The sequence below is a fragment of the Pseudomonas sp. NFACC25 genome, from assembly GCF_900100935.1.
Lineage (GTDB): Bacteria > Pseudomonadota > Gammaproteobacteria > Pseudomonadales > Pseudomonadaceae > Aquipseudomonas > Aquipseudomonas marginalis.
On the sequence record NZ_FMUC01000004.1, the window covers coordinates 274,983 to 293,426 of the forward strand.

Annotated in this window: 13 protein-coding genes and 1 pseudogene; 8 read left to right on the top strand and 6 right to left on the bottom strand. The window is 63.3% G+C overall.

The features are described from left to right. Positions 1-56 precede the first annotated feature (56 nt). Positions 57-851 carry an alpha/beta fold hydrolase gene (locus BLQ09_RS12140; protein WP_092356958.1) on the top strand — a complete coding sequence of 265 codons (795 nt, stop codon included), beginning with the start codon at positions 57-59 and terminating at the stop codon, positions 849-851. On the opposite strand, the gene BLQ09_RS31830 is transcribed toward BLQ09_RS12140, so the two are convergent. The 3 genes and pseudogenes from BLQ09_RS31830 to BLQ09_RS12150 form a co-directional block, all read right to left on the bottom strand. After that, positions 841-1,608 carry a methyl-accepting chemotaxis protein gene (locus BLQ09_RS31830; RefSeq protein WP_370737674.1) on the bottom strand — a complete coding sequence of 256 codons (768 nt, stop codon included), beginning with the start codon at positions 1,606-1,608 and terminating at the stop codon, positions 841-843. The two genes, BLQ09_RS12140 and BLQ09_RS31830, sit on opposite strands and share 11 nt — an antisense overlap. Positions 1,609-1,695: 87 nt before the next feature. Then, positions 1,696-2,793: pseudogene (locus BLQ09_RS31835) on the bottom strand (cache domain-containing protein); the annotation flags it as partial. Positions 2,794-2,930: 137 nt separating this feature from the next. Continuing rightward, positions 2,931-6,938 carry a bifunctional nitrate reductase/sulfite reductase flavoprotein subunit alpha gene (locus BLQ09_RS12150; RefSeq protein ID WP_092356964.1) on the bottom strand — a complete coding sequence of 1,336 codons (4,008 nt, stop codon included), beginning with the start codon at positions 6,936-6,938 and terminating at the stop codon, positions 2,931-2,933. A 693-nt stretch (positions 6,939-7,631) separates the two neighbouring features. Between BLQ09_RS12150 and nirB the strand changes: the two genes are divergently transcribed. Beyond that, on the top strand, positions 7,632-10,175 hold the full coding sequence (gene nirB / locus BLQ09_RS12155; RefSeq protein WP_027608486.1) for a nitrite reductase large subunit NirB: 2,544 nt from the start codon (positions 7,632-7,634) through the stop codon (positions 10,173-10,175). Further along, complete coding sequence (gene nirD / locus BLQ09_RS12160) at positions 10,175-10,537, top strand: nitrite reductase small subunit NirD (protein WP_027608485.1); 363 nt, start codon at positions 10,175-10,177, stop codon at positions 10,535-10,537. Before nirB ends, nirD begins: the two co-directional genes overlap by 1 nt. Before the next feature lie 51 nt (positions 10,538-10,588). Here the strand turns inward: nirD and BLQ09_RS12165 are convergent, their stop codons facing one another. Beyond that, positions 10,589-10,813, bottom strand: a complete 225-nt coding sequence (locus BLQ09_RS12165) for a hypothetical protein (protein WP_027608484.1) — start codon at positions 10,811-10,813, stop codon at positions 10,589-10,591. A 2-nt stretch (positions 10,814-10,815) separates the two neighbouring features. Continuing rightward, the gene (locus tag BLQ09_RS12170; protein WP_092356967.1) at positions 10,816-12,399 is read right to left on the bottom strand and encodes a phytoene desaturase family protein; all 1,584 of its coding nucleotides are present in this window, start codon (positions 12,397-12,399) and stop codon (positions 10,816-10,818) included. A gap of 164 nt (positions 12,400-12,563) precedes the next feature. Here BLQ09_RS12170 and BLQ09_RS12175 point away from each other — a divergent pair, with 164 nt between their 5' ends. Beyond that, positions 12,564-13,004, top strand: a complete 441-nt coding sequence (locus BLQ09_RS12175) for a winged helix-turn-helix transcriptional regulator (RefSeq protein ID WP_027608482.1) — start codon at positions 12,564-12,566, stop codon at positions 13,002-13,004. Here BLQ09_RS12175 and BLQ09_RS12180 read toward each other — a convergent pair. Next, entirely contained in the window at positions 12,992-13,918 is a 927-nt protein-coding gene (locus tag BLQ09_RS12180; protein ID WP_027608481.1) for a LysR family transcriptional regulator, read from the bottom strand. The two genes, BLQ09_RS12175 and BLQ09_RS12180, sit on opposite strands and share 13 nt — an antisense overlap. Positions 13,919-14,215: 297 nt before the next feature. Between BLQ09_RS12180 and BLQ09_RS12185 the strand changes: the two genes are divergently transcribed. Genes BLQ09_RS12185 through BLQ09_RS12200 form a run of 4 tightly spaced genes read left to right on the top strand, consistent with a single transcriptional unit; the run spans position 14,216 to position 18,440 of the window. After that, entirely contained in the window at positions 14,216-15,343 is a 1,128-nt protein-coding gene (locus BLQ09_RS12185; protein WP_092356970.1) for an FAD-dependent oxidoreductase, read from the top strand. A 15-nt stretch (positions 15,344-15,358) separates the two neighbouring features. Further along, on the top strand, positions 15,359-16,375 hold the full coding sequence (locus BLQ09_RS12190) for an SMP-30/gluconolactonase/LRE family protein (RefSeq protein ID WP_027608479.1): 1,017 nt from the start codon (positions 15,359-15,361) through the stop codon (positions 16,373-16,375). A 29-nt stretch (positions 16,376-16,404) separates the two neighbouring features. Continuing rightward, complete coding sequence (gene hisD / locus BLQ09_RS12195; RefSeq protein WP_027608478.1) at positions 16,405-17,688, top strand: histidinol dehydrogenase; 1,284 nt, start codon at positions 16,405-16,407, stop codon at positions 17,686-17,688. Next, the gene (locus BLQ09_RS12200) at positions 17,688-18,440 is read left to right on the top strand and encodes an SDR family NAD(P)-dependent oxidoreductase (protein ID WP_092356973.1); all 753 of its coding nucleotides are present in this window, start codon (positions 17,688-17,690) and stop codon (positions 18,438-18,440) included. Before hisD ends, BLQ09_RS12200 begins: the two co-directional genes overlap by 1 nt. Positions 18,441-18,444: the final 4 nt, after the last annotated feature.

An 18,444-nucleotide genomic window follows, 5' to 3' on the forward strand; every position in this document is an offset into this window, starting at 1 on the left:
ACACGCGCAGGGAAACCCTTGAAATTGGCCGCCTTTGTGTTCAAGGAGCCCTCGCCATGTCGTTCACTCACACCCGTCTGCCGCTGACGGTAGATGGCGTATCGCTGGATATCGCCGCCCTGCATCGCTCCGGCGAGCACGCGCCGATCCTGTTCCTGCACGGCTTTGGCTCCACCAAGGAAGACTACGCCGATATCGTCCTGCACCCGGCTTTCGACGGGCATCCCTTTGTTGCGTATGACGCGCCCGGCTGTGGCGAAAGTGAATGCGCCGACCTGGGGGCAATCAGCATCCCGTTCCTGCTCGAAACCGCCTTGCAGGTGCTGGAGCACTTCCAGATCGAACGTTTCCACCTGGTCGGCCACTCCATGGGCGGGTTGACGGCCTTGCTGCTGGCGCACCGTTTCCCTGGCCGTGTCCTGAGCTTCATCGATATCGAAGGCAATATCGCCGCGCAAGACTGCTTTCTCAGTCGCCAGATCGTCGACTACCCGGCGGATGACCCGGAGGTGTTCTTCAGCGCCTTCATCGAACGCACCCGCCAGGCGCCGGCGTATGCCAGCGCCCTGTATTCAGCGAGCTTGCGCCACAAGGTCCGCGCCGGCGCGGTGCGCGGGATTTTCCAATCGATGGTGACGCTTTCCGATAACGCCGACCTGATGGACAAGTTCCTCGGCCTGCCATGCCCCAAGCTGTTCATGTACGGCGCGCAGAACGCCGGGCTGTCCTACCTGCCGCACATCCAGGCTAACGGTGTGCACCTGGCGCCCATTGCGACGTGCGGGCACTTCCCGATGTATTCCAACCCGCAGGCGATGTGGCAACAGATCGCGGCATTCATCAGGACTTGAAGCGCCCCACCAGGCCATTCAGCTCATCCGACAGGTTCGACAGGCGCCCCGAGTCGTCCTGCGCCGAGTTGGCCAGGCTTTCCACCAGGCGTGCCTCGTCGTAGATCTGCTGGATATGCCGGTTGATCTCTTCGGCCACGCTGTGTTGTTCCTCCGCGGCGGCGGAGATTTGCAGGTTCTGGTCGCGGATTTCGTTGACCGACAGCTGGATGCCTTCAAAGCTGTCCCGCGCGCTTTCGATGGACGACACACTGGCCCGTGACAGGTCCAGGCAACTGCCCATTTTTTGCGTGACTTCCTGGGTCTTGTTTTCCAGGGTGCCGAGCAGGTGCTCGATCTCGCCGGTGGAGTCGGAGGTGCGCTTGGCCAACGCGCGCACCTCGTCGGCGACCACGGCAAAACCACGGCCCTGGTCACCGGCACGGGCAGCCTCGATGGCGGCGTTGAGGGCCAGCAGGTTGGTCTGTTCGGCAATCGCACGGATGGTGCCGATGATCTGGTTGATGCTGCGGCTGCCGGCTTCGAGTTCGACCATGGCGTCGGACGATTCGGTCAGGCGGCGGCCCAGGCGGTTGACGTTATCGGTGGTGACTTCGATCTGCTGCTTGCCCTCGGCCACGCGGCGATGGCCGTTCTCCGCCGACTCTGCCGCACTGCTGCAGGAGCGGGCGACTTCGTTGGCGGTGGCGACCATTTCGTTGAACGCGGTGGACACCAGTTCCACCGCCTCGCGCTGGCGCCCGGCGGCTTCGTTCATGTTATGTGCGACTTCGCTGTTGACCTTGGAGGCGTTGTGCAAATTGGCCGAGGCCGCGCCGATGTGCTGGATCAATTGGCGAATCGCGGCGAGGAACTTGTTGAACCAGCCGGCCAGTTCGGCGGTTTCATCCTTGCCCTGCACCTGCAGTGCGTGGCGCAGGTCGCCTTCGCCCTCGGCAATCGACTGCAAGCCGCTGCTGACCTGGCCGATGGGCTTGACGATCACCTTGGAAAACGCCGCCGCAAGCACGCCGAAGATCAGCACCAGCACGCCGACGATGACCGCTGTGAGGTAGGTCATGCGCGTGGCTTCGGCCATCACTTCGCGGTGCTCGATCAGGCCGATATAGCGCCAGCCCAGGCCGGGAGAGGTCCACACGTTGGCCATGTAGCGCACGCCGTCGATTTCCACCTCGGTAGAACCCTGGGACGTCTCGGCCAGGTGCGCATAGGCGGCGCCCAGGTCCTTGAGCGGCTTGAAACTGTGGGCGGCGTCGCGCGGGTCGACCAGCACCACGCCGTCTTCGATCAGCATCACGTAGCCGCTTTCGCCGAGCTTGATGCTCTTGACCAGTTCGGTGAGGTTCTTCAGCGACACGCTGACCACGAACACGCCCTTGGCCTTGCCGGCGTTATCCAGCAGCGCCCGGGCAGTGCCCACCAGCGCCACGTCGTCTTTGTCGTAGTAGTAAGCCGGCGTGCGCACGGTCTTGCCGGGGCTGGCCATCGCGGCCTTGTACCAGGGGCGCGTGCGTGGATCGTACTTGGCCAACTGTGGGTCATCCGGCCATTTGGCGTAGGTACCGTCTTCCAGGCCGATGGACAGGATCGCGGCGGCCGGGTGCGTGGCGCCGAAGCGTGCAAAGCGCTTGATCACATCCTGCGCCGCCGCCGGCGTCGGTTGGCTGGCTGCATCGGCAGGCTGGTAATTCTTCAGAGAGTCCACGGCGGTGTATACAGGATCGGTGGCCATTTGATCGACGTTCTGCAGTGTGCCGTCGAAGAACTGGCGGATATTGCCGTCGATCTGGCGGATTTCCCGGGTGCTGCCATCGATGAACTGATCCACCGCCTGGGTCCGTGTGTTCATCACGGAGATCACGGCCACCAGGCTTACCGGAATAAACGCCACAGAGACAAATGCCAGCACCAGCTTATTTTTTATTTTCATCGAGACGACCATCAGCGCAGAGGGTGGTCAAATCGTCCGCTCAGGAAAAACAGCGCGGCGATTTGCTATCACTGCTGTTTCGGCCCGGTGCCGGTAAATCTTTAGGGTTTTTTGTACACAATACAAAGTGCTTATTGTTCTGTATCCAATCAGTAGACATCACGCAGGTAACGCTTCTGTTCGCTCAACTGGCGCCAGTACTCCACTGCGCCCTCAACGCCAAGCCCGCCGTGGGTTTGCGCGACCTGGCGCAGCGCCTGGTCGACATCCTTGGCCATATGGCTGGCATCCCCGCAGATATACAGCCTGGCGCCGTCCTGCAACCAGCGCCACAGCTCGGCACCCTGTTCGTGGATGCGGTCCTGTACGTAGATCTTTTGCGCCTGGTCGCGGGAGAACGCCAGGCTCAGGTGGGTGAGCAGGCCGTCGCGCTGCATGCCTTGCAGTTCATCCTGGTAATAGAAGTCGCTGGCCGCGTGCTGCTCGCCGAAGAACAGCCAGTTGCGGCCCTGGTGCCCCTGGGCCCGACGTTCCTGCAAAAACGCGCGGAACGGCGCCACACCGGTGCCGGGGCCGATCATGATCATCGGTACGTCGCCGTCGGCCGGTGTGCGGAAGTGCTTGGACGGCTGCACGAACAACGGCACCTCGCTGTCTGCGGCGCGGTCGGCGAGGAAGGTCGAGGACACGCCCTTGCGCTTGCCATAACGCACGGCGGCCACGGTGAGGTGCACTTCCTGTGGGTAGGCCTTGGCGCTGGAGGCGATTGAATACAAACGTGGTTGCAGGCGCTTGAGGGTGCCGAGCAGTTCGTCCGCCGAGCAATCGATGGGGTACTCGTGCAGCACATCCACCAGTTGCCGGCCCCACAGCCAAGCCTGCAGTTCGGTCTTGTGCTCGGGGCTCAGCAGGCGCTTAAGGCCTGGGTTGGCACTGCGCTCGGCGATAAAGGCGAGGGTGTCGCTGCTGGGGCGGGCGATTTCGAAACGCTGGGTCAATGCCTGGTGCAGCGGTACATCGCCGAAGGTGTCGATGTTCACGCAGGCACTGGCATCCAGGCGCGTCAGGTCGAGCAGTTCGTTGACCAGTTCCGGGCAGTTGCGCGGCATCACTCCCAGGGCATCACCGGCTTCATAGCTCAGCCCGGAGTCGGTCAGGTCCAGGGCGAACTGGCGGGTTTCCTTGTGGGTGCTCTGCGGGTTCAGGTGCCGGTTGAGCAGCAGCCGTGAGCCATGCAGCTTGGTTTTGCCGGCCGGTGTGGCGGGTGTTACCGGGGCTACGGGCTTTGCCGGGTGGAGGGTCTGTTGGAATTGGGCCAGCCACGCATCGGCGCGCTCTTCGAATTCGGTGTCGCAATCCACGCGCTCCAGCAGGCGGGTCGCGCCCAGCTCCAGCAGGCGCTGGTCAAGGCGTTTGCCGTGCTTGCAGAACTGGTCGTAATTCGGATCGCCCAGGGCCAGTACCGCAAAGCGCAGCGACTCCAGGCGCATCTCGGCGGTGCTGAGGCTGTGCCAGAAGCCTTCGCCATTGTCCGGCGGGTCGCCGTCGCCGAAGGTACTGCTGATCAGCGCCAGGTTTTGTGTGCTCGCCAGTTTGCTGGCCGGGAAATCCGCCATCGCGCTGAGCTCGACGCTGATACCGGCGTCGCGCAGGCGCTTGGCGAATCGCTCGGCGAGGGCTTCGGCGTTGCCGGTCTGGGAGGCCCATAACAGGGTGACGGCCGGGGAGGGCGTTGCGGCGATGGCGCTGACGTCTGCGCGGCTGAACAATCCGCCGAGCAAACCGTCCAGCCACAGTCGGGAATCCTTGGTCAGCGGCGCATGGGTTGGCATCACCGGCACACCCGCTGCCAGGCGCCCGGCCTCGGAGCGCAGACCGCTGAGGAAACCTGCCAGGTAAGTACGCTCGCTGTCGCTCAGTGTCGGCGCCGGCACGTTACGGAGGCCGGCAATATCGGCGAAGGCGTCGAGGCGCGACAGGGTGAGGTCCTCTACTAAGGGGGGCAAGTCTTGCGAGACCGGCCCATCGAGAAACTGGTGATCGATCAACTCGACCCGGGCCAGGGCGACGGCACAGAACTTGAACTCGGGTTGCAGGGAAATTGGATCGACCGCGTCGTTGGTCACCGCGTTGATCGCCAGGTTTTCGCCAAATACATCGTTCCAGTGGAAAGGCGCAAAACAGTTGCCCGGCCGCACGCGGTCGGTGACCACCGCAGGCAGTACGGCACGCCCGCGGGAGGAGCGCACCTCCACGCGGTCCTTGTCCTGGATGCCCAGGCTGGCGGCGTCTTCGGGGTGCAGTTCGACGAAGGGGCCGGGGTTGAGTTTGTTCAGGGTGGCGACCTTGCCGGTCTTGGTCAGGGTGTGCCACTGGTGCTGCAAACGCCCGGTGTTGAGCACGAAAGGGAAGGCCTCATCCGGCATCTCCGCCGGCGGCATATGCGGGCGCGCCAGGAACTGGCCCTTGCCGTTCTCGGTGGCGAATCTGAGCGTGCCTGTATTCAGGTAGCGGATCGGGTTGCGGTCGGCGCCCGCGTCTGAAGCGCAGGGCCATTGCAGCGGTTGCGCGCGCAGCCGTTGATGGCTGGCGCCGCGAATGTCATAGCCGGTCTTGGGGTTCCAGGCGCGCTTGATCTCGTCGAAGACCTCGGCGGCACTGGCATAGGTGAAGGCTTCGGCAAAGCCCATCTCGCAAGCGACCCTGGCGATGATCTGCCAATCGGGCAAGGTCTGGCCCGGTGGTTCGACGGCTTTTTGCATCAGGGTCAGGTTGCGCTCGGAGTTGATCATCACCCCATCGGCCTCGGCCCACAGCGCACCGGGCAGCAGGATGTCGGCGTAGCGGTTGGTTTCGGTGTCGAGGAAGGCGTCCTGGGTGATCACCAGTTCGGCGGCTTGCAGGCCTTCGATGACCTTGCGGCGATTGGGCGCGCTGGCCACCGGGTTGGTGCAGATGATCCAGCAGGCCTTGATCTGCCCGGCGCTCATCTGCTCGAACAGCGCCACGGTGCCGCCGCCGACCTGGCGCGGCAGGCTGCCTGGGGGGATCTGCCAGAGGTCTTCGATAAATGCGCGGTCGGCTTCCACCAGCACCGAGCGCTGCCCCGGCAGGCCCGGGCCCATGTAGCCCATCTCACGGCCGCCCATGGCATTGGGTTGGCCGGTGAGGGAAAACGGCCCGCTGCCGGGGCGGCAGATGGCGCCGGTGGCCAGGTGCAGGTTGCACAGGGCGTTGGTGTTCCAGGTGCCGTGGGTGCTTTGGTTGAGGCCCATGGTCCAGCAGCTCATCCACTCGGCGGCGGCGCCTATCCAGTCGGCGGCCTGGCGGATATCCGCTTCCGCCAGGCCGGTGATCTCGGCGACCGTGTGCGGCGGGTAGTCCTCGAGAAAGCCGGGCATGGCCTCCCAGCCCTCGGTGAACGCGGCAATGAACGCGGGGTCGGTGTGGCCGTTCTTGACCAGCAGGTGCAACAGGCCATTGAGCAGGGCGAGGTCGGTGCCGGGTTTGATCGGCAGGTACAGGCCGGCCTTGTCCGCCGTGGCGCTGCGCCGTGGGTCGACCACGATCAGCTTCGCCCCGGCCTTGATCCGGTCCATCATGCGCAGGAACAGGATCGGGTGACAGTCGGCCATATTGGCGCCGATCACGAAGAACAGGTCGGCGCGGTCGAAGTCTTCATAGGAGCCCGGCGGCCCGTCGGAGCCCAGGGACAGCTTGTAGCCGCTGCCGGCGCTGGCCATGCACAGGCGCGAGTTGGACTCGACGTTGTTGGTGCGCACAAAGCCCTTGGCCAGCTTATTGATCAGGTACTGGGCCTCCAGGGACATTTGCCCGGAGACGTAAAAGGACAGGGCATCCGGCCCGTGACTGTCGAGGATGCCGCGCAGGCGCCCGGCGGTTTCGCTGATGGCGGTGTCCATGGCGATGCGCACCGGGTCGTGGTCACGCTTCTCGCGCAGGTAGGCGTTTTCCATCCGCCCGGACTCGGCGATGGCCTGCCCGCAGGTGGTGCCTTTGGTGCACAGGCGGCCGAAGTTGGTGGGGTGGGCCTTATCACCGATGACCTTGACCACCTTATTGTGCTCGACCTGCATGATGATGCCGCAGCCCACACCACAATAGGGACACACACTGCGTACGCTTTGGTTTGCCATCCGTCACCCTCGAAACTTTTTCTGCCCGCCAACAAAAAAGCGCCCTGCAACCCTCCGTTGGAAACGGGGATTGCACGGCGCCTTTGTCGTGAATGGGCAATCAGCGTTGACTGCTCTGTGTGTGTTCCTAGCAAGTCACGCGCCAATTTCTTAAGCACGGGCAAATTGTGGCAAGCCAGCTTGTTGTGGTGAGCGGGATTACTGTGGTGAGCGGGCTTGCCCCGCGCTGGGTGGCGAAGCCGCCCCATCACTGCCGCTGCTTACTTCCTGTAAGGACTGAGGTGCCTGGGTTTAGGGCTGCTGCGCAGCCCAGCGCGGGGCAAGCCCGCTCACCACAGCAAGCCCGCGCACCACAATAAGCCCGCTCTTCTGTGACCCTTTGATTTTTATCCGGGAATGCACTTTTTTGTCGCGGGATGCACCAGTTGGAGGCGCTGAAGTGTGCATTCAGTCTCGATGAGTACCGCCAGAAGGCGTCGCAGTAAGGCTCGCGACCAATTGGCACAGACCCTGCAAGCTCCCCCTCAACCCACCTCGGTCAACGACGATCGACAACAGGGGCATAAAGCGGTAGATCCGGCGCAGTCGCCGATCCGATCCCGCATAAGAACAGGCAAAGGCGCCTGGAACCGCAAGGTTTCAGGCTTTTTTTTTTGCTTTTTAAACCGTGATGAACGTTGTCGGGTGCTTGCTATGAACAAACAGATGAAAACCCTGATCGTCGTCGGCAATGGCATGGTCGGCCACCATTGCGTGGAGCAATTGATCGAACGCGGCGCGCTGGATCACTACCGGTTGCACGTGTTCAGCGAAGAGCCGATGCGTGCCTATGACCGCGTGCACCTTTCCGAGTATTTCACCGGCCGCGATGCCGAGTCCCTGGCGTTGTCGGACGCCGCGTTGTACCAGACGCCGGGTGTCACCCTGCACCTGGGCGTACCGGTGCTGGAGATCGACCGCGAACGCTGTGAAGTGATCACCGCCCAGGGCTGCGTGGGCTACGACAAGCTGGTGCTGGCCACCGGTTCCTATCCGTTCGTACCGCCGATCGAGGGCGCCGAAGGCGACTCGCGCCTGGTGTATCGCACCCTCGAAGACCTCGACGCCATCCGTGCCGCAGCCGCCAATGCCCGCCGTGGTGTGGTGGTGGGCGGTGGCCTGCTCGGCCTGGAAGCCGCCAACGCCCTGAAAAGCCTGGGCCTGGAAGCCCATGTGGTGGAATTCGCGCCGCGCTTGATGCCGGTACAGCTGGATGATTTTGGCGGCCTGGCCCTCAAGGCCCAGATCGAGCGGCTGGGCGTCGGTGTGCATCTGTCCCGCGCCACCCAGTCGATCAGCGCCGGCGAGCGGTACCGCTATCGCATGAACTTTGCCAATGACGAGTTCCTTGAGACTGACCTGATTGTGTTCTCCGCCGGGATCCGCGCCCAGGATGCCCTGGCTCGCCAGGCCGGCCTGGACATTGGCCCGCGCGGCGGCGTGGTGATCAACGACGAGTGCTTGAGCTGCGACCCCAACATCTATGCGATTGGCGAATGCGCTTCCTGGAACGGCAGCCTGTTCGGCCTGGTTGCGCCGGGTTACCAAATGGCCCGTGGCGTCGCCGCGCTGTTGTGCGAGCACAGCGCCGAGCCGTTTGTCGGCGCCGACATGTCCACCAAGCTCAAGTTGCTGGGCGTGGACGTGGGCTCCATCGGCGACGCCCACGCCCATACGCCGGGTGCGCGCAGCTACCAGTTCATCGACGAGGCGACCGCCAGCTATCGGCGCCTGGTGGTGGATGCGAGCGGCAAACACGTGATTGGCGCGGTGCTGGTCGGCGACAACAGCTACTACGACACCTTGCTGCAATACATGCAGAACAGCATCGCGCTGCCGGCCGAACCGGCCAGCCTGATCCTGCCATCGTCCAGCGGCGCACCGACCCTCGGCCCAGGCGCCTTGCCGGACTCGGCCACGGTGTGCTCGTGCCACAACGTCAACAAGGGCGCGATCTGCTCGGCCATCGACGGCGGTTGCAGCGACCTTGGCCTGCTCAAGTCGCAGACCAAGGCCTGCACCGGTTGCGGTGGGTGTGCCGGGTTGCTCAAGCAGGTGTTCGAGCACGAGCTGATTGCCCGTGGCGTCAGCGTCGACAAGAGCCTGTGCGAACACTTTGCCTATACCCGCCAGGAGTTGTATGCCCTGGTGCGCGTGGAAGGGGTGACCACCTTCGAAGAACTGCTGGCCAGGCACGGCCGTGGCCACACCGGCTGCGATGTGTGCAAACCGGCGGTGGGGTCGATCCTGGCCTCGTGCTGGAACCAGCCGATCATGGACGCGTCCCTGGTGCCGTTGCAGGACACCAACGACACCTTCATGGCCAACATGCAGAAGAACGGCACCTACTCGGTAGTGCCGCGTATTCCGGGCGGTGAGATCACCGCCGACAAGCTGATCGTGATTGGCGAAGTGGCGAAGAAATACGACCTCTACACCAAGATCACCGGCGGCCAGCGCATCGACCTGTTTGGCGCGCAACTGCACGAGTTGCCGGACATCTGGGCCGAGCTGATCGCGGCCGGGTTTGAAACCGGCCACGCCTATGGCAAGTCCACGCGCACGGTGAAGTCCTGCGTGGGCAGCACCTGGTGCCGCTACGGTGTGCAGGACAGCGTGAAAATGGCGCTGCTGATCGAGGACCGCTACAAGGGCCTGCGTTCGCCGCACAAGCTCAAGTTCGCGGTATCCGGCTGCACCCGCGAATGCGCCGAGGCGCAGAGCAAGGACGTGGGCGTGATCGCCACCGAGAAGGGCTGGAACCTCTACATCGCCGGCAACGGCGGCATGCGCCCACGCCACGCCGAACTGTTCGCCACCGACCTGGATGACGCCACGCTGATCCAGTACATCGACCGCTTCCTGATGTTCTACATCCGCACCGCCGACAAATTGCAACGCACCTCGGTCTGGCGCGAAAGCCTGGAAGGCGGCCTGGATTTCCTCAAGGACGTGATCCTGCACGACAGCCTGGGCCTGGGCGCCGAGCTCGAAGCGCAGATGCAACTGGTGGTCGACCGCTATGAATGCGAGTGGGCCAACGCCCTCAAGGACCCGGAAAAACTCAAGCGCTTCCGCACCTTCGTCAACGACAAACGCCCCGACCCGGACATCCACTTTGTCCAGGAACGCGGCCAGCGTCGGCCGATCATGGCCGCCGAACTCAACCTGATTGCCGTCACCGAGGAGCTTGCCTGATGAGCCAGTCCAACACGCAGCGCAACCTTGCCACCTGGAAAAGCGTGTGCAACGAGACCGACCTGGTGAGTAATTCCGGCGTCGTAGTGTGGCTGGACGGCGCCCAGGTCGCGCTGTTCTACCTGCCCGGCGCCCGGGACCAGACGCTGTACGCCATCGACAACCACGACCCGGAATCCGGCGCGAATGTGATCGGACGCGGGCTGGTCGGCAGCATCAAGGGCGACCTGGTGGTGGCCGCGCCGATCTATAAGCAGCATTACCGTTTGGAAGACGGCCAATGCCTGGAGGCACCGCACCAGCGTTTGCGGGTGTGGCCGGTGCGGCTGAGCGGTGGGGTGGTGGAGTTGGGAGTGGACTGATGCAGCACTGCAGGTGAATGGCCAAGCCGCTCTCCTGCAGCACCCTGGCGCCTACTTGCCGGCTTTGCGGCTGGCCGGCCTGAACAGCAGGCTCAAGAGGAACACAGCCGTCTTGATATCAAGCAGGCGCAAGGCTGCACGTGCTTCTTCCGGTCGCACCCTGGCCAGCATGGGCATGGCGCCGAAGATCTTACCCTTGAGTACCAGGTCGTCACCGCTGCGCTCTATGGCGCTCACGGTCATCAGCTCGCTGTTGTCGCTGCCGAATATTTTCATGATCAGTTCCTTGTCACACGGTCGAAATCGATGCCCAGGTCATCGAATATTTTGATTGCGGTGCCCCGGCCGGCGCCGAATACGCCGCCGCCCGGGTGCATGAAAGGACCCACCAGGTACAGGTTGTCCAGCCCGGGTACGCTCAAGCGGCCGAGGTCGGGCGTAGGGCGGTGGGCGAAACTCTGGTAGAAGTAGGGGGCGACGCCGTGTACATCGCCCTTGACCATGGAGTTGGGCGAACTGCGTTCCAGGTCCAGCGGCGAGCACACCTTGCGGGCGATGATGTTATCCGGCGTAAGGTTCTTGACGAACTTGCGGTACGCCTGGAGGCTCAGATCGCCGAATTCCTCCTTGTACTCGTCCCAGCGTGCGGCACCGCCTTCGGCGAGGTCATAGGGTGCGAACGTCATACCGTGGAACATGCCCTTGCCTGGCGGCACGCGGGTCGGGTCGTTGATGCTCTCGTCGCCACCGGCCACCAGCCTGCGCCTGGACACCCGCCCACGGCGCAACTCGTCGAAGTCGTCGAGCATGTCGCTCAGGCGGTCGCAGCTCATCATGGTCAGCATCGTGGCGCGACCGACATCGGCGCCGGCATGAAACTCGGCCTGCCGGTGCAAGTCGTAGTGGCTCACGAACAGGCTGAATGGGGCCAGCGTGGCGCGTTCGGCGCGTGCGGTCACCCCAGGATCAAGCCCGTCGACGAAGCGTTTGATGACATGGGGGTGCAAGGCGCCGACCACCGCGTCTCGGGCCAGAATTCGCTCACCGTCGGCCAGCTCCACACCGTTGGCGCGCCCGCCTTCGACGATCACCTTGTGCACTTCGCTGTTACAACGGATCTCGCCGCCGTGGTGCTCGATGCAGCGCACCAGGGCTTCTGAAAGCTTGCCACTGCCACCCACCGGTTGCGACACGCCGTAGGTGTGCATGATGCCGACGAACACATACACACCCATACCTGTACCCAACTCGTCCGGGGCTTGCAGGTTTTCGGCGATCACCCGCAACAGGTGGATCTTGACCTTGTCGTGCTCAAACAGGTTGTCGACGATGTCCAGGGTACTGCGCTGCATGGCGTCGAACATCTCGCGGCCTTCCTGGCTCTGGTCAAGCATGGCGACCATGGCCCCCATGGGCGGCGGGGGCGAATAGAAACCGGAGAGGAACATCGGCAGCAGCCCGGCGGCCTTGGTCGCCAGCTTGCGATAGGTCTCTGCGTCGCGAGGCGACACGCTGGCGATGGATTCGCAGGCCTTGTCCAGGTCGCGGTAGGTAATCAGTGCGCTGCCGTCTTCGAAGACGGTCGCATGGGGCACATCGGAGTAGTTGTACTTGAGGCCGAACCGGCTGAACAGACCGAGCTCGTCGCGGGTGATCATGGGGTTGCCCTGGATCATGATATGCACGCTGGAGTGCTCGTCATGCCAGAAGCCTGGAGTGTTAAGCTGGCGCGTTGTCACGCCACCGCCCACATAGTCCTTGCGTTCCAGCACGAGGACTTTTTTGCCGGCCTTGGCCAGATAGGCTGCGGCCACGAGGCCATTGTGCCCGCCGCCGATGGCGACGATATCGTAATGATTCATAGGATCTTCCGCTTCTGTTGTTTTTGTTGTCGGCGTACTGCCCGGGGGCAGGGCGCCGCTGTGCCGGATACTGGGGCAACGGGCCGGCAGGCGGAAGACGGCACTTTAATGTAGGTCGGTTACCTGAATGTACGTACCCCCCAGGGGCTGGCAGGGAGAGAGGGATGCACAAAGGTGAAGGCTCGATGCATGTGGTCGACAAGATTCAGCGCCAGGCGCTGGATGATCTGAAAGCGCGGGTGCTGCGCGGCGGCAATGATCCCCATGGGCCTGTGCGTGAATCCCTGGCTCGGCTTGGCGACCGCTGGACCCCGTTGCTGTTGCTGGTGCTGCACACCGGTACGCTGCGTTTTACCGAACTGCAACGGCAGGTCAACGATATGGCGGAGGGTAGCTTGTCGCAGCGCATTCTCACCCTCAAGCTGCGTGCGCTGGAACGTGACGGCATGCTCGAACGTCGTGTGATCGCTACCATTCCGCCGCAGGTGGAATACAGCCTCAAGCCATTGGGCGTTTCATTGGTCACCCAGTTTGAGGCGCTGCTGGTGTGGCTCGAACAACAGGCCCCGGTCATCGAGGCCGCCCGCCAGGCCTACGATGCCTGATCGGGATCCATCGAGGCGGCGGTCTCGATGATCAGGTTGCGCAACCAGGCCAGCCCGGGGTCGAGCTGCTGGTATTTGTTCCACTGCATGGACATGGTCAGCGGCGGCGCGGTCCAGGGGGCGGACACGATCCGCAGCGGCAAGTATTGTGCCCATCTCTCCGCCAGGCGACGGTGCATGGTGGCGACCCGCAGGGTACCGATCAGAAACGGCGGCACACTGTTGAAGGTGTTGGTGGTCACTTCCACCCGGCGTGTGAACCCGAAACTGCGCGCAAACCACTCATCAGCCATCGGGGCGCGATGTTCGCCGCCCCAGCGCACCAGCACGTGCCCCAGCGCCTTGTAGTCATCCATGGACAAAGGCCCATTGGCCGCCGGATGGTCCTTGCACATCACGCACACGTATTCATCGCTGAACAGCGCCACACAGGGGTGTTCCTTGAGGATGTTCTTGTCCGGCAGCACCAGGAAGTCCACGTGCCCACGCTCGATCTCAAGGGCGGCCTCATCCGTGGGCAGGAACTGTTCGATGGAGCATGACGGTGCCAGGGTGTTCAGCCTGCGACTGACCTCGGGCAGCAGCACCATGCCCACATAATCCGACGCCATCAGCGTGAAGTTTCGGCGTGCCAGGTCCGGCTGGAATCGGCTGCGGTTTTCCAAGGTGGAGCGCATCTGGATCAGCAAATCACGAATCGGCTGGGCCAGGGTTTCGGCCATCGGTGTACGGACCATCCTGCGACCGACCTGTACCAGTAAATCATCTTCGAAATAGTCGCGCAGGCGTGACAACGCCGCACTGGTGGCCGGCTGGCTGAGGTGCAGGCGCTCACCGGTACGGGTGATGTTCTGCTCCGCCAGCAGCATGTCCAGCACCACGAGGAGGTTCAAATCCAGACCGTGAAAGCGCATGGCGTTACTCCGTTTTTTATGATTGTGCTTACGGGCATCCAGGCTTGTTATACCTGCCTGGCAAAGGATTTGAAACGCAAATAGCGGTGGCTGTTGGGCTATCCATCTGATGGATGGGACCTATCCGAACAAACAATTTCCGGCATACCTGAGGGGTGAGTAAGGTTGGCCCATGTTCAGCCAGCCCCCTGTGAGGCCGGCCATAACAACAATAAATATGGAGAGCAGTCCTGTGCCCCACCTCACGCTTCCAAGCCTGTGTGCCCACTTCACTCTGCATCCAAGAGGAGTGCGTTGATGAGCGCCATCAAGCATGTGCTGATCATCGGCGGTGGCATCGGCGGCCTCAGTGCCGCCATCGCCCTGCGCAAGTCCGGCGTAGTGGTCGATATTGTCGAAATCAGCCCCCAGGCCAAGGTGTATCACGTGGGTATCGTGGTCCAGGCCAACTGCATTCGCGCCATGGCGCAACTGGGTATTGCCGACGCGGCCGTGGCCGCCGGTTTCCCTTACAAGGGCCTGCGCATCTGCAACCAGCAGGGGGAGGTAAAAGCCGAACTCAGTGGTGCACGGCTGGCCGGCGAGCAGTATCCCGCGAACCTCGGACTGACCCGTCCGGCATTGCATCAGGTATTGCTTGATGCGGTGGCCGCCAGTGGCGCCAACCTGCGTCTGGGCCTGACCTTCAGTGATATTTCTCAACATGAACACGGCGTCAGCGTGGGGTTCACCGACGGCAGTCGGGGTGATTATGACCTGGTGGTGGGGGCTGACGGTGTGTACTCCAAAGTGCGTACGACGGTATTCGGCGAGCAGTACACGCCGCAATTCACGGGGCAGGGCGTGTGGCGCTACAACCTGCCACGGCCCAAGGACCTGCTCTGGTCGCACATGTTTGAGGGCAAGCCGGGCGGCAAGGCTGGCTACACGCCATTGACCGAAGACAGCCTGTACATCCTGTCGGTGTTCGAAGAACCCGGCAACCCGTTCTTCGACCCGGACACGCTGGCCGCCGAGTTCCGCCGACGTCTTGAAGGCTACGGCGGCCTGGTGCCGGAGCTGAGCGCCCAGATCACCGACAACACCCAAGTGGTCTACCGCCCACTTGAAGCCCTGTTGATGCCGGCCCCCTGGTACCGCGGGCGCGTGTTGTTGATTGGCGATGCCGCGCACGCCACCACGCCGCACATGGGCCAGGGCGCCGCGCAGGCGGTGGAGGATGCCGTGGTGCTGGGTGAACTGTGTGGCGCCGAGCTGAGTCTGGCCGAGGTGCTCGAAGGTTTCATGCAGCGTCGCTACGAGCGTTGCAAATTCATCAACCAAGGGTCCGTGCAGATCGGCGAGTGGGAGCAGCGGCCGACACCGGATGCCAACTTCGCCGGTTTGATGAAACAGATGATCGATGTGGTCGCCCAGCCTATCTGACCCAAGGACATGCTCATGCAACGTAATCCGCTCAAAGGCTGGCAGGTCGACCGCGACGCTATCGGTTTCGTCGGCCACGATCTGCAACGCCCCGAATGCATCATCGCCCAGCCCGACGGTAGCCTGTGGTCCGCCGACGCACGTGGCGGGGTGATGCATATTACCGCCAATGGCGAGCAGACCTTGTTGGCGCCCACGCAGGTGGAGGCGCAGGCGGCGTCCTTCGAATCGCGCTATGTGCAGTCCCAGGGCGCGTCGCTGCCCAATGGCCTGGCGCTGACGGAGCAGGGCGACTTCATCATCTGCAACTGGGGCCTGGACCGTATCGAGAAGCTCGACCGCCAGGGACATGTCCAGGTGCTGTTTGACCAGCTCGACGGCAAGCCCCTGGGCAAGACCAACTTCCCTCTACGGGATCGCAAGGGGCGTATCTGGTTCACGGTGACGACCACGATGCAACCGTGGACCGACTCGATCAATTCCGGCGTGCTGGATGGCTACATCGGCGTGATCGACGCCCAGGGCATTCGCATCGTCGCCGAAGGGTTTGGCGGCACCAACGAAATCCGCTTCGACGACAACGAAGAATGGTTGTACGTGGTGGAAAGCAATGTGCGGCGAATCTCCCGCCTGCGCCAGCAGGCCGACGGCTCGCTAGGGGAACGTGAAGTGTTTGGCCCGGCGGAGCTGGAGGGCTTTCCCGACGGTTTTGCCTTCGACAGCTTCGGCAACCTGTGGGTGACCTTGGTGATGAGCGACAAGCTGATTGCCCTGACCCCCGATGGCGAAGTACTCAACCTGCTTGATGACGGTAACCCGGTCGCCACAGCGTTGCTGAACCAGCACTACCGCGCCAAAACCCTCACCCCGCAGATCATGCAGGCTGCCCACGGCACACTGGCACCGTGGATGGCCAGCCTGACGTTTGGCGGGCCCGATTTGAAAACCGTGTACCTGGGCAGTCTGCAGGGCACACGCATTCCGTTTTTCCGGGCGCCACTGGCGGGCCAACCGCTGATCCACTGGCGCTGAATACCGAATAACAAGACAGGAACCGGCTCATGATTCGTTATCTGAAAAAAGGCAAACCGGCGGAGCACAAGGCGGCACTCAACGCCCAGGTGCGCGACACGGTCGAACAGATTATCCATGCGATCGATCAGCGTGGTGAAGCGGCTGTGCGGGAGTACTCGCAACAGTTCGACGGCTGGAACCCGCCGAGCCTGCGGCTGAGCCAGGAGCAGATCCAGGCGTGCATAGACAGCCTGTCGCCCCAGGCCATTGAGGACATCACCTTCGCCCAGGCCCAGATCCGTCGCTTCGCCCAAATCCAGTTGCTGTCGATGCGCGACGTGGAGGTCGAAACCCTGCCGGGCGTGGTGCTCGGGCACAAGCACATCCCGGTGAGTTCGGTAGGCTGTTACATCCCTGGCGGCAAGTACCCGCTGCTGGCCTCGGCGCACATGAGCGTGCTTACCGCCAAAGTGGCCGGTGTGAAACGCGTGATCGCCTGTGCACCGCCATTCGATGGCCAGCCGTCGCCGGAGATCATCGCCGCGATGGCCATGGCGGGGGCTGATGAAATCTATGTGATGGGTGGCGTGCAAGGTGTCGCTGCCATGGCCCTGGGCACCGAACACATCGAGAAGGTCGACATGATCGTCGGTCCGGGCAATGCCTACGTGGCCGAAGCCAAGCGTCAACTGTACGGTCGCGTCGGTATTGACCTGTTCGCCGGGCCTACGGAAACCATGGTCATCTGCGATGACACGGTGGATGCCGAACTGGTGGCGGTCGACCTGCTGGGCCAGGCCGAACATGGGCCGACTTCACCGGCGTTTTGCGTGACCACCAGCCGCCGTATTGCCGAAGAATTGCCGGCGGCCATCGAGCAGGTGCTCGCGCGCCTGGACACCGCTCCGGTGGCCAGTGTGGCCTGGCGCGACTATGGCGAGATCATCTTGTGTGACAGCGACGAAGAGATGCTCGCCGAATCCGAGCGCATCTGCTCTGAACACGTGCAGGTGATGACCCGCGACCCGGACTGGTTCCTGGCGCGCATGACTCACTATGGCGGCCTGTTCCTGGGGCATCGCACCAATGTGTCCTACGGCGACAAAGTGATCGGCACCAATCACACGCTGCCGACCATGGGCGCCGGGCGTTACACCGGCGGGCTCTGGGTGGGCAAGTTCATCAAGACTCATACCTACCAGCGGGTGCTCACAGACGAAGCCAGCGTGGCCATCGGTGAAGTCTGCTCGCGGTTGTGTGCACTGGAGCATTTCTCCGGCCACAAGGAACAGGCGGATATCCGTGTGCGTCGCCTGAAGAAGGCCTCCTGATGGGCCGCCTGGAAGGCAAGGTCGCCGTCGTTACCGGAGCCACCGGCGGGTTGGGGGTGGTGATCTGCCATGCCCTGGCCCGCGCGGGTGCCAGCGTAGTGGCGGGGTACAACCGCTCCAGCGATGCCGCCCATACCCTGGTGACTGACCTGCCGACTGTTGCCGGTGGCCACCTCGCCGTGGCGGCACCTGTCACCGACAGCGCCATGCTCGAGCGACTGGCCACTCAGGTACAGAGGCACTTTGGGCGTTGCGACATTCTGGTCAATTGCGCCGGCACGACGCGGTTTGTCGAACATGCCGACCTTGAGGGTCTGGATGACGGGCTGATCGACAATATCCTGGCCATCAACGTGCGCGGTCCGATCGCCTGTATCCGGGCCTTGGCACCGCTGCTCAAGGCCGGCGGCGATGGGCTGGTGGTGAACATCAGCTCGATTGCCGCGCGTACGGCGATGGGCAGCAATATTGCCTACTGCGCGAGCAAGGCGGCGGTGGACAACCTGACCCGGTCCCTGGCCCGTGCCCTGGCGCCTCAGGTAAGGGTGGTGTCGGTGGCGCCGGGGTTGGCCGATACGGAGTTCGTCCAGGGCCTGGCCCAGGGCTGGCGTGACGAGCAAGCCGCACGTACCCCGTTGGGTCGCCTGGCCTTGCCCGAAGAGGTCGCCCAGGCGGTGTTGGCCCTGGCCTGCCACCTGACATTTACCACCGGCGCGGTCATCCCAGTGGATGGCGGTCGGGCACTGAACTGAGGAA